Source organism: Aminivibrio sp. (genome assembly GCF_016756745.1).
Taxonomy (GTDB): Bacteria; Synergistota; Synergistia; order Synergistales; family Aminobacteriaceae; genus Aminivibrio.
On record NZ_JAESIH010000043.1, the window covers coordinates 44,961 to 57,498 of the forward strand.

The 12,538-nt window shown below is 57.5% G+C and carries 13 protein-coding genes and 1 pseudogene; 5 read left to right on the plus strand and 9 right to left on the minus strand.

What is annotated here, in order from left to right:
* Positions 1–33: 33 nt before the first annotated feature.
* From JMJ95_RS05765 to JMJ95_RS05780, 4 genes are all read right to left on the minus strand, one after another.
* On the minus strand, positions 34–1,242 hold the full coding sequence (locus JMJ95_RS05765) for a hypothetical protein (protein WP_290683534.1): 1,209 nt from the start codon (positions 1,240–1,242) through the stop codon (positions 34–36).
* Positions 1,243–1,390: 148 nt separating this feature from the next.
* Positions 1,391–2,455: a LacI family DNA-binding transcriptional regulator gene (locus JMJ95_RS05770; RefSeq protein ID WP_367153761.1), complete on the minus strand. Its 1,065-nt coding sequence runs from the start codon at positions 2,453–2,455 to the stop codon at positions 1,391–1,393.
* 400 nt (positions 2,456–2,855) lie between these two features.
* Entirely contained in the window at positions 2,856–3,425 is a 570-nt protein-coding gene (locus JMJ95_RS05775; RefSeq protein WP_290683538.1) for a nucleoside deaminase, read from the minus strand.
* Positions 3,426–3,549: 124 nt separating this feature from the next.
* Complete coding sequence (locus JMJ95_RS05780; protein WP_290683540.1) at positions 3,550–3,876, minus strand: hypothetical protein; 327 nt, start codon at positions 3,874–3,876, stop codon at positions 3,550–3,552.
* A 126-nt stretch (positions 3,877–4,002) separates the two neighbouring features.
* Between JMJ95_RS05780 and JMJ95_RS05785 the strand changes: the two genes are divergently transcribed.
* From JMJ95_RS05785 to JMJ95_RS05805, 5 genes are all read left to right on the plus strand, one after another.
* Positions 4,003–4,431: a 4Fe-4S dicluster domain-containing protein gene (locus tag JMJ95_RS05785; RefSeq protein ID WP_290683542.1), complete on the plus strand. Its 429-nt coding sequence runs from the start codon at positions 4,003–4,005 to the stop codon at positions 4,429–4,431.
* Positions 4,428–6,161 carry an aldehyde ferredoxin oxidoreductase N-terminal domain-containing protein gene (locus JMJ95_RS05790; RefSeq protein WP_290683544.1) on the plus strand — a complete coding sequence of 578 codons (1,734 nt, stop codon included), beginning with the start codon at positions 4,428–4,430 and terminating at the stop codon, positions 6,159–6,161. Before JMJ95_RS05785 ends, JMJ95_RS05790 begins: the two co-directional genes overlap by 4 nt.
* A gap of 554 nt (positions 6,162–6,715) precedes the next feature.
* On the plus strand, positions 6,716–7,000 hold the full coding sequence (locus tag JMJ95_RS05795; protein WP_290683545.1) for a helix-turn-helix transcriptional regulator: 285 nt from the start codon (positions 6,716–6,718) through the stop codon (positions 6,998–7,000).
* On the plus strand, positions 6,997–7,968 hold the full coding sequence (locus JMJ95_RS05800; RefSeq protein WP_290683546.1) for an ABC transporter ATP-binding protein: 972 nt from the start codon (positions 6,997–6,999) through the stop codon (positions 7,966–7,968). Before JMJ95_RS05795 ends, JMJ95_RS05800 begins: the two co-directional genes overlap by 4 nt.
* Positions 7,965–8,702, plus strand: coding sequence for an ABC transporter permease (locus JMJ95_RS05805; RefSeq protein ID WP_290683548.1), 738 nt, complete (start codon positions 7,965–7,967; stop codon positions 8,700–8,702). Before JMJ95_RS05800 ends, JMJ95_RS05805 begins: the two co-directional genes overlap by 4 nt.
* 141 nt (positions 8,703–8,843) lie before the next feature.
* Here the strand turns inward: JMJ95_RS05805 and JMJ95_RS13920 are convergent.
* The 5 genes and pseudogenes from JMJ95_RS13920 to JMJ95_RS05830 form a co-directional block, all read right to left on the minus strand.
* Positions 8,844–9,095: pseudogene (locus JMJ95_RS13920) on the minus strand (SDR family NAD(P)-dependent oxidoreductase); the annotation flags it as partial.
* 82 nt (positions 9,096–9,177) lie between these two features.
* Positions 9,178–10,224 (minus strand): substrate-binding domain-containing protein, encoded by a 1,047-nt coding sequence (locus JMJ95_RS05815; protein WP_290683551.1) that lies wholly within the window; start codon positions 10,222–10,224, stop codon positions 9,178–9,180.
* 43 nt (positions 10,225–10,267) lie between these two features.
* Complete coding sequence (locus tag JMJ95_RS05820; protein WP_290683552.1) at positions 10,268–11,341, minus strand: mandelate racemase/muconate lactonizing enzyme family protein; 1,074 nt, start codon at positions 11,339–11,341, stop codon at positions 10,268–10,270.
* Between the two features lie 89 nt (positions 11,342–11,430).
* Positions 11,431–12,000, minus strand: a complete 570-nt coding sequence (locus JMJ95_RS05825) for a UxaA family hydrolase (protein WP_290683554.1) — start codon at positions 11,998–12,000, stop codon at positions 11,431–11,433.
* Positions 11,997–12,368, minus strand: a complete 372-nt coding sequence (locus tag JMJ95_RS05830) for a UxaA family hydrolase (protein WP_290683556.1) — start codon at positions 12,366–12,368, stop codon at positions 11,997–11,999. Before JMJ95_RS05830 ends, JMJ95_RS05825 begins: the two co-directional genes overlap by 4 nt.
* Positions 12,369–12,538 lie beyond the last annotated feature (170 nt).

Sequence of the window (12,538 nt, forward strand, 5' to 3'; positions counted from 1 at the left end):
CCTGTTTGACATGCCGTCGGCACCCTGAAGGGGCTACAGCATGGGGGCGAAAACGCCCGCAATAATGATTGAAACGCTCGTCACCGAAATGAAATTGGAGACGACAAACGCCGGAATGAGTTTTCCCAGTACAGCCTGCCGCTCTTCTTCGTTTTCACTCGCTGCCGCAGCCACCTCGTTGATGATGAGGTAAAAGGCGGGGAAACCCAGGAGCTGCGTCATGGAAAGGCCAAGAGCAAGATTTTTGCTGCCCACGACCTTCCACATCGGGATGAGGTAGATGAAGATATAGAGGGCAAGGAATACGACTCCGAAAATAAGGACGGTCTGCAGGGCGAGGGGTTTCAGGTCCTCGAGCCGGATCTTGGCGAGGGAAGGGATTATGCTCGTGAAAACGACGCATGTCACCAGCCCGGAAGCCTTTGCCCTGTCGAGGATATTCTGGGGGACAATCCCGATGTAGGAGGCAAAAACACCGAAAACAAGGGCCCAGATGGAGTAGTTTATAGGAGTAATGCTTCCGAGGTACATGGACATCCAGGCAAAGAAGGCCGTTGCGCCGAGACAGACGAAGGGAGTGTAATAGATGTCCAGGTTGTGCCTTTCATAGAAACCGGGCTTCCCCTCCGATGAAACGTCTCCCGAAGCTCCCTTCTGCTTTCCGGCGGCTTTCCTGGCCCGAAACTCCTCCACGATCAGCCTGGCTTCCTTCATGGCGCAATAGGAAGTGGGAGGTGTGCCGACAAGCTTCTGGACGGCAAAGATCGCTGTGCCAAGGGCAGCTGCAAGCTTCAGCACATCCGCTGCCGAACCTCCGACCATAGCCGCCTTGTCCATGGCTGCGGTGGTCATGATCTGGGTTGCCACGATGCCTCCGTTGATTATGGGAATACTCACATAGGCTGCAGCTTTTCCGATAATGGGAATAAGGAGGTAGATCGCACCCACTGCGACAAACATGCCCCAGAGAGCTATAACGACCGTTCTCCACTCTTTTTTCAGCTCGTTCATCTGCACCATGGTGCCCATGTGGAATACAATGAACGGCGCCGCCCATTTCCCTATTTCAGTCAGCCAGGCCCTGTTCATGACATCGGGAGGAATGATGCCGGTCATGAAACCGATAAGGAAAAGAAACATGGCGACGAAAACAGATGAAATTTTCGCCTTGGAAATAGTCCCCATCAGGTCACCGATAGAAAAGATCGCAATACAGACAAAGAGCCACATGAAATTTTCCATTGTTTTCCCTCCTCCAGTTTTTCGCTTCAAATCAGCGTCCGCTCTCCATGGTTCTACCATATTGCAGGTCCCCGACTGTTGCCGCTGCGCATCACTCCCTCCCTTCGGCGTTTCTGCCGCTATTTCCGGCGGACTGGGGCACCCCTTCTCATCCGCGGCAGGTTGACTCTCTCAGCAGAAGTTTTCCGGGAAACACAACGTGCCTTGGTCCCATGCCTGCAGCCCCGCCTGAAATACGGTCCGTCAGAAGCTCGGCCCCGCTGACCCCGAGAGCAAAGGCAGGCACTTCGTTGCAGGTGAGATTGGGCCGTATAAGGTCATCATATTCCCCAAAGGAGTCGAAGGAGGCGACAAGACAATCACCGGGAATCCGGATCTTCCTGTCCCGGCAGAACCGCAGAACTCCGGCCGCCAAAACGCTCGAGGTAGCATATACGGCATCAGGTCTGCACCTTCCGGTGATCTCTTCCATGGCTTCATAGCCTTTCTGGGGCGAAGAATGACAGTACTGGACATACTTTTCATCGACGGGAATCGAAGAGGCTTGAAGAGCCCGGGTATATCCCTTCAACTGCGGGCTCTCGTACACTATGTCCGCCTTCCGGCAGATAATGGCAATCTTTCTGCATCCCGCATCGACCAGATGGCTCGTCAGTCTGAAACTGTCATTCTCAAAATCAAAGCCCACGTAATCGGCCGAAATGCCCGGAACACGCCGGTCAAGAAACAAAAGGGGGATTCCCCTGTCCAGGACTTCCTGCAACGGTTCACTCCTGTTTGAACAGGGAGCGAGAATCATGCCGTCAATCTGCTTCTGCATCAAAATATCGAGATATTTCTGTTCCTTTTCTTCTGAGAAATCTGTGTTGCAGATAAGGAGGTTGTACCCCTTCTGAAAACTTATATTTTCGATGCCTTTGATCGTCAGGCTGGACATGGGGCTGGAAACATTGCCCAGCAAAACGGCGATGTTGCCTGTTTTCATCGTCTGGAGGCTTTTTGCGATCTGGTTCGGACGGTACTGCAGTTCCTTGATGGCCTGGGAAATACGTCTGGAGGTTTCCCTGTTCACGTATCCGGATTGATTGATAAACCTGGATACCGTCATAACCGAAACCCCTGCTCTTTGTGCCACGTCCCGTAGATTGGATCCTCTCACCATCGCAAATTCCCTCCTCGCTGAAAAGACTGCCTTCCATATCGCCTGCAACATTATTTAGCGACTTTTGCCTGCCCATGTTATGTTAACGATAACATGTTAGCGTTAACATACTTCTTGCAATTTAGAGATATTAATACATGTCTCTTAGACTGGTGTCAAGAGTGTTTTTCAAAAGGCCGGGAATTTAGGGAAGCTCTGAAAAAAGAATATTTTGTCCTCACGCGACCCGATAGAATCTGTTTTTTTAACACATTAATCGACATTATTCAGAGGTTCCTTAGGCGACACCGCTTCCTTACTATAGCTATTCTGCATATCACTAAAAAAACAAATAGCCTTTACATGTTTTTGCCTTTCTCTCTTTTCTTCTCGGCAGTCGTATTCAGACTTTCCCGAAAAAGACGAGCAAAAAAAACCGCCCCTGCGGGGGGCGGCGGAAGGACCAGGAATCCTACTTCAGGACCATTTTCTTCTCTCCGGCCTGATAGACCGCGGAAAGCCCGGCATAGATCTCCCGGATCTTCGCTATACGCATCTCGGCCTTTTCCGGTTCCTGGACACCCTGGGCTATGTCCATCAGCGACCGGCTCGTGTAGTAGATATTCTGCTTCGTGGGGGCGACGCACCCGAACACCTCCCGGAGCATTCTCAGGTCGTGGGGAATGTTGAAATCGTCCTGGGTCTGCTCGTAGCCGAAGAAATAGTAGATGTCCCGGAAGCCCGCCCACGCGAGAGCGGAGATGCACATGGAGCAGGGTTCGTGGGTGGAGAGGAAAAGGCACTCCGAGGGATCAGGATGTCCCTGAAGCTCGTAGAACAGCTTGATCGTATAGACCTCGCCGTGCCAAAGGGGCGAAAAGGCTTCATGATTCGTCCCCGCCACCACCAGGGAGAGATCGTCCTTCCGGAGCACCGCCGCACCGAAGACCTTGCAGCCGATGGCGACGCCCCTGGCGGTAAGGGGCACGATATCCCCCTCAATCACATCAAGCATGCGGTACAACAGCTTTTCCTTCTCCACACCATCATCCCCTTTCGGCGTATTATTTCTTTTCCGACAGAATACTGAACACCACTGCGACGATCTTTTCCTGGACAGATCCTGTCTCAACGGGCCTCCACGAGGCCCACTCGGGAAAGATCGTTCACTGGTCCACCAAACCCTTGGTATCCAGAGCATAGTCAAAGGAATCCTGGACCCGGTACTCCGTCCCGTCGAGACGAATGTTCCACTGCAGTATCTCGATCAGGTTCTGCCCCGGGATCACAAGGTGAACATAGGTCTCCGCCACCTGCTCCGCCCCCGGGACACAGTCGTCTACAAGCCTTGTGCGGTCGGCGTAGAGAGAATATACCACGCCGTCAACTTCGGCGATTTCCCGCAGGTCCCCCTTCCATGCCGGATGCCCCCAGGCGGATACGCTGCCGAGGAACACCAGGAGAAAGGCGGTAAAAAACAGCCCTTTTCTCATAACCATTCACTCCTTCTCTTCCGGATATACCGGTTCTCGCGCGCTCCGGCCGTTATTTTACCAGTTGACAGGGATAAAACTACAGGGGATTATGGCTGAGAGCGAAAAAACTGAGAGGTGACATTTATGGCTGTTCAGTACCTGAGAGTTGTGAACCGGGACCAGTGCATCGGATGTTTCAGCTGCATGTACGCATGCTCCCGAATGGTTCGGAATGTGGGAGGCAGCGGCAAGGCGGCCCTCAGGGTGAAGGGGTACGCCGGTGTCGAGGGGGCCTTCTCCATCCGTGTCTGCGCCCGATGCGAAGATCCCGACTGCGCAAAAGCCTGCCCGTCGGGAGCCCTGACGGCTGCACCGGACGGCGGCGTACGGCTGAAAAAAGATCTCTGCATCTCCTGCGGCGCCTGCGTGAAGGCCTGTGCCATCAGCGCACTTCAGTGGGACGAGGAGGAGAGGCATCCCATTCCGTGCATTTTCTGCGGTCAGTGCGTAAAGTACTGCCCCAACAACGTCCTCGCCATGACCGAAAAACCAGAAGGAGGCGACCGGAGATGACGGGAAGAACCCTGCACGTCGACCTGGGCTCCGGGACTGGTCGGATACTCGATGACGGCCCGGTTTTTTCTGAGTGGCTCGGAGGATCGGCAGCGGCCACGGAACTCCTTTTCCGGCACGGAGACCCGAAGGGCGACCCATTGGCCCCGGAAAACCCGGTGATCTTCGCCATCGGTCCCTTCAGCGCCCTCTACCCCGTGGCCACGAAGACCGCAGCCCTCTTTAAGTCCCCTCTCTCCGGGGAGCTGGGAGAATCCCACGCGGGGGGACGGCTTGCCATGTCCCTCCGGGAGGCGGGCATCGACGCCATCGTCATTACCGGCAGGGCGGCGCACCCCTCCTATCTGGCCATAGAGAACGACACCGTCGCCGTCAAATCGGCCTCCACTTTCTGGGGACAGTCGGCCACGGCCACAGACCGGATTCTGCGGGAAGCGGAGAGCAAAACGGGGCGGAAGATCTCCGTGGTCCGTGTCGGCCCCGCGGGAGAACGGCTCTCTCCCATAGCCTGCGCCACCGTGGACGGCTCCCGCCATTTCGGCCGTCTCGGGCTCGGCGCCGTCATGGGGAGCAAGAACCTCAAGGCCATAGTCGTCAGCGGAACGAAAACCCTGCCCCTGGCCAGGCCGAAGGAATTCAAGGCCGTCTATGACATCCTCTACGACCGGGTCGTCAAGTCAAAGGAAATGAAAAAGTACCACGACCTCGGAACGGCGTCCAACGTCCGCCCCCTCTCCATGATACGGGGGCTCCCCACCCGGAACTTCTCCCAGGGTAACTTCGAGGGGGCCGGAGACATCTCCGGGGAACGGTTCGCCGAGGAATTCCTGGTGCAGCACACAGCCTGCGCCCACTGCCAGTGCGGCTGCATCCACCTCGCCGAGCTGCGGGAAGAGTTCGCCCCGTACCATTACAGCACGAACAGGGTCTCCTACGACTACGAGCTGATCTACGCCATGGGAAGCATGCTCAGCCTTTCCTCACCCGAGGATATAATGAAGCTCCTCCTGGTCACAGAAAAACAGGGCTGGGACGTCATTTCCCTGGGCTGTACCCTGGCCTGGGCCACGGAATCATTCCTTCGGGGAACTCTTTCCCTTGCGGAAACGGAAGGGCTGCCCCTCTCCTTCGGCGACGGTGCGGCGTACCTTGAAGTACTCGAACGTATGGTAAAAGGGCAGGGCGAATTCTACAGAGACCTGGAGAAGGGGTGCGACTTCTGTGCCGGCAGATACGGCGGGGAGGAATGGGCCGTCCGGTACGGCGGTGTGGAGCCCGGCGGATACATGACCGGGGAGAACTTCGCCGTCACCTGCATGATGGGCGTGCGTCACTCCCACCTGGACGATACGGGATACTCCATAGACCAGAAACTCCTGAACGCAGATCAGCCCCTGGAAGATCAGGTAAGGACCCAGGTGAAGGAAGCCCGGTGGCGCATGGTGCTCAACTCCCTCATGATCTGCCTCTTCGCCCGGGGCGTCTACGATGAAGAAGTTATCCTCCGGGGCCTGGATGCCCTGGGTCTGGAGTGGGATGCCGAAACTCTGCAGGCCATGTCGGAAAAGGCCCTGCTCCGGAAATACGAATGGAAGGCCCTCTGCGGCTTTGACCACAGGTCGGTGAGGATTCCGGGGAAAATGTACTCTGTCCAGACCACCACCGGGCTCATCGGACGGGAATCCCTGGAGGAGCGGCTCCGGCTGTACAGGAAATTCGCGGGACTCTGATCCTGTCGAGAGGGCTCTTCTCTTCGCGGTTCACCTGGAACTCCATTTCCTCTTTCCCCGTCAGGTCAACAAGAGGAGGCAGTTTTCCTAAGGAACCTCTGAATAAGGTCGATTAATGTGTTAAAAAATCAGATTCTATCGGGTCGCGTGAGGACAAAATATTCTTTTTTCAGAGCTTCCCTAAATCCGCACCCCCGCGGAGAGCGTCACGCGGACCGCTTGGCCGGGGGGTGCGGATTGTTGTCCGTGACGACTGCCCAAGGGATCACCGCGGCTCCCTGCGTTCGCCGGCTGCCTGACTGTGAAACCGACATCCGTGCCGGTTTCTCTCCCCTCAGGCGCCCTCCCCCGGGGAGGGCGAATTCACCGTATGCCCGGCGACACTCCCTCTGCCTGAAAAGCCTGCGGATTCAGGTTCCTCCATAGATCCCTTTTTCGGGAGTTTCCCTGAACCGTGACCATAATTCTCGTCCTGATCCCAAACCCTGTCCCCTTGACACTTCACCCGGATAGTAATAAAGTATTTCAGCAAATACTTAATCAAAGGAGATACCATGACCAGCCCAGAAAGCCTGGCCGGAATGTTCAAGATCCTTTCCGCGGATACGCGGCTCCGGATATTGAATCTTCTTAAGGAGCGCTCCCTGTGCGTCAACTCCATCGCATGCAGCCTGAAAATGACAGCCCCGGCCGTTTCACAGCACCTGAGGATACTGCGTGAGGCGCAACTCGTAACACCTGAACGGAGGGGCTATTTCATCCATTACCGGCTGAACGCCGGGAAGCTGGAAGAGATGCTCCGTGAAACACAGGCTTTTCTCGGGAGAGGTGAAGAATGAAAGACGCAGTGACCGTTAGCAGACTGAAAAAACGCTTCGATGAAGTGGAGGCTGTGGCGGGTATTTCCTTCTCCGTCCGGCAGGGGGAACTGTTCGGTTTTCTCGGCCCCAACGGGGCGGGGAAAACGACCACGATCAACATGCTTACCGGGCTTGCGCGGCCCGATTCGGGAACATTCAGCATAGGCGGCATAGACTGCCTTGAAAATCCCAGGGGAGCACAGCACCTCATCGGAGTGGTTCCCGACGAAAGCAACCTGTATCCTGAGCTGAGCGGCTTCGACAACCTGTGTTTCTGCGGAGCCCTCTACGGAATGCGAAAAGCAGAACGGGAAGCACGGGCCCGGGGTCTCCTGGATTCTTTCGGCCTCGCAGGAGCGGGCAGCAGGAAGTTCAGCGTCTACTCCAAGGGAATGAAGCGGAAACTCACTATAGCGGCGGGCATCATGCACAGCCCGGGCATCCTTTTCCTCGACGAACCCACCACGGGAATCGACGTGGCAAGCGCCCGCCAAGTCAGGGCGCTCATCCAGGACCTCCATGACAAGGGAACCACCATCTTCCTGACCACCCATTATATCGAGGAGGCCGAACGCCTCTGCGGCCGCATCGCCTTCATCGTGTCGGGGCGCATCGTCCGGACCGACACGGTGGAAAATCTCCTCCAGCCCGTGCGGAACAGGCACGTCGTCCACCTTACCTGCGAAAGCCTACCGGACACCATCCGGGAAGGTCTGGCTTCATCTTTTCCCGCACTCACCTTCACCCTTCCGGAAAAAACGATGATCCGGGCGGAGGCGGATTCCCCTGTACCGGTCGGGCCTGTGGTGCGGTTTCTCGAAGAGGCCGGTGCCGTAGTCCTCGAGGCGAGAAGGATTCGGCCGTCCCTTGAGGAAGTCTTCGTCGAGGTGACGGGCATCGAGGCAAATACCATGCAGACGGGGAAAAGGAACGGTGGCGGCAGATGAATATCCTGACGGCATTCTGGAACATCTTCGTAAAGGATATGCGGACCTATTACATGAAGCCGCCCAATGTCAGCTGGGGAATCATCTTTCCCCTGGCATGGACCGCGATGTTCTTCATCAGGTCGGGAAGCGGCCTCGAAAGCATTCCGGCCCTTCTCCCCGGCCTCGTGACCATTTCGATTCTTTTCGGGACCACATCCATGATTTCGGTCACCGTCACGTTCGAGAAGAAAAACCGGTCCTTCGAGCGCCTTCTCCTGGCCCCCATTTCCCTGAACGTCCTCATGCTGGCCAAGACAGGAGGCGCCATCGTGTTTGGGGTGATCAACGCCTTCATCCCGGTGATCATGGCTGTCTTTTTGGCCGATGTATCCGGGATTTCATGGACCGTTTTTCTCGCCGCCGTTTTCTTCATTGCCGTGGCCTCCACTTTCCTGGGATTGTTCATAGCCGTCTCCGTCAGCGAGGTCTTCGAGGCCCAGACGTTTTCAAACTTTTTCAGATTTCCCATGATCTTTCTGTGCGGGCTTTTCTTCCCGATCAGCAGGCTCCCGTGGCTCCTCAGGCCAATCTCCTACTGCATTCCCCTGACCTATGGGGCAGATCTGCTCCATGGCGCCATCGGGGGAAGCAATTCCATGCCCATTCTGCTGGACCTCGCGCTTCTGGTTTTCTTCTGCGCCGCGCTCTTTGCGGCAAGCCTCTGGAACATACGGAGGAAATGGATAGCATAGACAACGGGACGAAGAGAACCGTGGAGGAATATCCAATGAGAGTGAGGCTTGCTCGTGAGCACTTTCGACAAGGATGCTTCCGGTCCGCAGAACCTTGTCGAAGTCCTCGAAGGCCGTCTCGAGAAAGGGCTGCTCATGGTGGATTCCGGCGTTATTCACCAGGACGGACACGGGGCCGAACCGCTCTTCCACCGTCCGGGCAAACTCTTCCGCACCCCGGGTGTCCGTCACGTCACCGGCAAAGTACCCGGCCCTGTCTCCCAGCTTTTCAGCAGCGGTTCGCAGCAGATCTACCCTGCGCCCGGGAAGAACAGTCACGTTTCCCACCTCGAGCCTGCATCGGTAGTCCGCAACCTGGGTCCGCACCGAAGAATCCTGGGCGTAGCACCCCATGCTGAACACCGGCCAGTTTTGCTCCAGTACCTGGGGCGTGTCCCTGTGCCGGCTGCCCACCACGGTGCTTGACCCCCGCAGACTACAGGTAATCCTCCAGGTTGTTCCGCAGCACCACCCCGATGCCGATGGAATCCCATTCGGCCTGCCGTCCCGTCAGGTGCCGGTACAGCGCGAGCACGGCCCGTTCCGCCTGGGCCTGCTGGTTCTTCCACACCGTAGCCCGGAGGATGCCCTGCTCAAAAAAAGGAACCAGCTCCCGGAACACGTCACTCCCCACAAGGCGGACCCTGTCCGCAAGGCCCCTTTCCTCTATTTCCCTACAGGCGAGGAGGGTGTCCCGGGAGGTGATGGCGTACACTCCGCCTTCGTTCACGATTCCGTCGAGGGCCCGGTTGAAGTTCTTCCTCACCCGCCCGGGATCGCCATCGCCCCCCACTTCCTCTATGGGAAAAGAATATCCGGTCTCTTCCATGAAGGCCCGGAATCCCCGCCGGTGGGCGTTGTGAATCTCCACGCCAGTCCTGCCCCCCACCATCACGATCTTTCCTCCGCCGGGAAGAAAGCCTCTCAGCAGCTCGGCGGCCAGTCTCCCGATTCTTTCGTTGGGGCCCGATACGCAGGCGATGCGTTTAGATCCCACGGCATCGGAATTCGCCGTCACCACCGGGATGCCAAGGTCGTACAGGCGGTCGATGGTCCCGTTGAGCCGGGTTTCGTCCCAGCACTGGATCACCACACCGTCGATGTCCTTCCGCTCCGCTACGCCGGCAAGGATCTTCTCCTGGCTTTCCCAGTCGTCACCGCACTCGAAGCGGGTTATCCTCACCCGGTAATCCAGGAGATCCCGCTCCACCTTGTCTATTCCGGCCCACATGCTGCGGAAAAAATAATTCACCGGGTTGGAGACGCTCTGCAGAACCACGGCAATGTGCAGAGCCCCTCGCTTGAGGGACGACGCCGCGGCGTTCACCGAATAGTCCATGGCTTCGGCGAGCCTCAGGATTTTTTCCCTTGTCTCGCTGCTCACGCCTTTTTTCGAGTAGATCGCCTTGTGGACCGTCACGGAAGAAACCCCCGCCGCCCTGGCGATGTCCTTCATGGTCGTCCGCGTCTTCATGCCGCTCATTCAGCAACGCTCCCCCGAAGTCCGAATGTCCGTCCCAAGCCCTCTACTCTAAGGGCGTCAGGCTCTCCCGCCTGAAGGTGAAGCCCCAACCAGGGGCCGTACGGGGATAGGCGAACCCGTCCTCAATCCTCATGGTGTTGTCGATGATGCCATCGATCCAGTCGAAGGACTCTGCCCCCACACCGTTGGGGATGGTGCACAGCAGGGGAACGTCATAATCCTTGTAGTAATGGGGCAGTACGGGGACGGAATATGCTCCGGCGAGGGCGGCCGTGTTCCTCCATTCCTCCACGCCGCCGATACGGATCAGGTCAGGCTGCCAGAGGTCGATCCCCCGCCGCTCGATGAGTGCCTTCAGGGCCTGGGTGTCATACTCCCGCTCGCCCATGGCCAGCGATATGGAGGTCCTGCTCCTGAGGACGGCATACCCCTCGTAATCCCGGTGGTCGATGGGTTCCTCGAACCAGAAGATGTCCAGTTCCTCAGCCTTTCTCGACAATGCGAGGGCGTCCTGGAGGTTCATCCCCTGGTTGGCGTCCATCATGATCTTCAGTCCCGGCCCCACAGCCTCCCGGACCTTCCTGAGCCGTTCCAGGTCCCGCTCCAGGCCGCCGCCCACCTTGATCTTCACCGCGCTGAACCCGCGCCGCCGGTACTCCGTGACCTCGTCCAGGAGTTCTTCGATCGTGTAGGAGAGCCATCCTCCGCTGCCGTAGACGGGAACCCGGGACACTGTGCTCCCCAGCAGCTTCCACACCGGCACCCCGAGCATCCTTCCCCGGCAGTCCCACATGGCCACGTTCGCCGCTGCGAGGGCCCATTTCTGGAGCCCCTCGCAGCCGAAATATTCATGCTCCGCCGCCGCCCTTTTGGCGAGAACCCCCGTCTCATGGGGCTCGAGGCCGAGCACCAGGGGACGGATGTCCTTCAGGGCCCCGGAAATGGCATGGGGAGAATAATGGAAGGAGAGCAGGTATCCCTGCCCCTTCTCACCATTTTCCGTCTCCACTTCCACCACGTAAAACGAAATTTCCGTCAGGGAGTGGGTGGCGTCGGCGATGGGGCGGCTCAGGGGGGACACCGCCCGGAATATGCGCACATCTGAAATGACCGGCATTCTCTTCTTCCTTTCCTTCTTTCTGCGGGAAAGAGGTCGTTTCTTCCACTTCCCGCAGGTTGTTTCGAAACACCATTAGTCGATGGAGATCATCCCGGGCGACAAAGTCCACCGCCTGGACAACGGTCTCCGTCAAACCGATGGCCTCGAGCACCACCGCCGGGGTAGTGGCCGCCGGTGATCTCCATTACCCGCTCCTGCAGGTTTTCCTTCTTTGAATTCACCGTGAAAGCCGCACCGATGGAGCGCATCATCTCAAGCTTGGAATCGTCCACGTCCACAGCTATGACCTTCGCCCCGGCCCGTTTCCCCTCGGCGACTGCCGTGGTCGTACCTCCGACGTCCTGGATGAAATACCAGTCCGCAGGCCGTCCCGAGGCCGCCGTTGCCTCCGCGAGCCGTCGGGGCTGAGTGTACTCGCACCCCAGCCCCACGAACAGGGCGCCCCCGGCGTTGGGGTGGCGGGACAGGGCAAGCATAAGACGGATGGCGTAATCGTTGTCGTTGCAGGGCTCGTAGCCGATACAGCAGACATTTTCCTCACCGGAGGCGATTTTTTCCGCCGTGAACCGGGCGCATTCCACAGTATGGACAACGAGAATCCAGTCCCGTATCCCCTTCGATCCGTCAGGCCGCAGATACCCTGTCCAGGAGGTCATTCGTACTGCCTCCCGGTGTCAACGCCCGTATGAAGGTCCAGGGAGGACGATTTTTCGTCGAGAAAACTTTCGAGGTTGTGCAGGTGGACCCAGGCGCCGGCGGGAATGTCCTGCCCGGCGCGGCCGATGGCCACGCTGTATTTCAAAACCGGCTCCCCCCGGGGAATGAAACGCAGGGCCATTTTATGATACACAGGTATGGAGTCGACGGTTTCAAGAGTTCCGCCGCCTGAAAGAATACGGACTTTGTCCCCTCTTTCCGCAGGGAAAAGCAGGGTGATCACGTTGTCCTCCTCTGAAAGAAGGATGGCAGGAATTCCCTTGCTTTCTTCGTCCGTTCCATTCATGGGGTTCGCGGTTCCATTCATGCAGGTCCAGCCTCCACAGGAGAGGGTAATCGTTTTCTATTATTATCGGGCATGATAACCGTTTTTGCAAGAAAGGAAAGTTTACCTGTATATCGGGAACAGACGGCTGTGCACCATAAAAAAAGCGCCGGAATGCACCGGCGCTTTCCGCTCCCATTCACCTTGAAAAG

Bases quoted from the DNA above. Each gene is read 5' to 3' on its own strand.
- JMJ95_RS05785 (WP_290683542.1), top strand. From the start codon at position 4,003: ATGGCTGTTCAGTACCTGAGAGTTGTGAACCGGGACCAGTGCATCGGA.
- JMJ95_RS05780 (WP_290683540.1), bottom strand. From the start codon at position 3,876: ATGAGAAAAGGGCTGTTTTTTACCGCCTTTCTCCTGGTGTTCCTCGGC.
- JMJ95_RS05830 (WP_290683556.1), bottom strand. From the start codon at position 12,368: ATGAATGGAACCGCGAACCCCATGAATGGAACGGACGAAGAAAGCAAG.
- JMJ95_RS05800 (WP_290683546.1), top strand. From the start codon at position 6,997: ATGAAAGACGCAGTGACCGTTAGCAGACTGAAAAAACGCTTCGATGAA.
- JMJ95_RS05815 (WP_290683551.1), bottom strand. From the start codon at position 10,224: ATGAGCGGCATGAAGACGCGGACGACCATGAAGGACATCGCCAGGGCG.
- JMJ95_RS05770 (WP_367153761.1), bottom strand. From the start codon at position 2,455: ATGTTGCAGGCGATATGGAAGGCAGTCTTTTCAGCGAGGAGGGAATTT.
- JMJ95_RS05825 (WP_290683554.1), bottom strand. From the start codon at position 12,000: ATGACCTCCTGGACAGGGTATCTGCGGCCTGACGGATCGAAGGGGATA.
- JMJ95_RS05790 (WP_290683544.1), top strand. From the start codon at position 4,428: ATGACGGGAAGAACCCTGCACGTCGACCTGGGCTCCGGGACTGGTCGG.
- JMJ95_RS05795 (WP_290683545.1), top strand. From the start codon at position 6,716: ATGACCAGCCCAGAAAGCCTGGCCGGAATGTTCAAGATCCTTTCCGCG.
- JMJ95_RS05765 (WP_290683534.1), bottom strand. From the start codon at position 1,242: ATGGAAAATTTCATGTGGCTCTTTGTCTGTATTGCGATCTTTTCTATC.
- JMJ95_RS05820 (WP_290683552.1), bottom strand. From the start codon at position 11,341: ATGCCGGTCATTTCAGATGTGCGCATATTCCGGGCGGTGTCCCCCCTG.
- JMJ95_RS05805 (WP_290683548.1), top strand. From the start codon at position 7,965: ATGAATATCCTGACGGCATTCTGGAACATCTTCGTAAAGGATATGCGG.